At 38.8% G+C, this 757-nt stretch carries 1 protein-coding gene; it reads left to right on the top strand.

What is annotated here, in order from left to right:
- Positions 1-70: 70 nt before the first annotated feature.
- Entirely contained in the window at positions 71-685 is a 615-nt protein-coding gene (gene fimZ, locus BHE85_RS17360) for a fimbria biosynthesis transcriptional regulator FimZ (RefSeq protein WP_000114020.1), read from the top strand.
- Positions 686-757 lie beyond the last annotated feature (72 nt).

A 757-nucleotide genomic window follows, 5' to 3' on the forward strand; every position in this document is an offset into this window, starting at 1 on the left:
TCTTTAGAGTAACGTTGGTTTTTTCTGCTCATTATTAGCTCCTTCTGATGCCATTCTATTTCAGGAAGGAGTGTCCGTTAAACTCAGGCTACCTCAGTCGGTGATCATTATGGATACTCATCCTATCATCAGAATGTCTATTGAAGTTCTGTTGCAAAAAAACAGTGAATTGCAGATTGTCCTGAAAACGGATGATTACCGCATAACCATCGATTATCTCCGAACCCGTCCTGTTGATTTAATCATTATGGATATAGACTTGCCCGGAACAGACGGTTTTACCTTCCTGAAAAGGATCAAACAAATCCAGAGCACAGTGAAAGTGTTATTTTTATCATCGAAATCAGAATGCTTTTATGCTGGCAGAGCGATACAAGCTGGTGCTAACGGTTTTGTCAGTAAATGCAATGATCAGAATGATATTTTTCATGCCGTTCAGATGATCCTCTCCGGATACACGTTTTTTCCCAGCGAAACGCTTAACTATATAAAAAGCAATAAATGTAGTACGAATAGTTCAACGGTCACTGTGCTATCTAATCGTGAAGTGACCATATTACGTTATCTGGTTAGCGGATTATCTAATAAAGAAATTGCCGATAAGTTATTGCTTAGCAATAAAACAGTTAGTGCGCATAAATCTAATATTTATGGCAAGGATAATGCTGCCAACTTACTGATTTAGTGTATGATGGTGATTTTAAGGTGCTTGCGTGGCTTCCATTTCCATCAGATGTCCTTCCTGCTCCGCTACTGA

This window comes from Shigella sp. FC1567 (genome assembly GCF_001743015.1).
GTDB classification, from domain to species: Bacteria; Pseudomonadota; Gammaproteobacteria; order Enterobacterales; family Enterobacteriaceae; genus Escherichia; species Escherichia coli.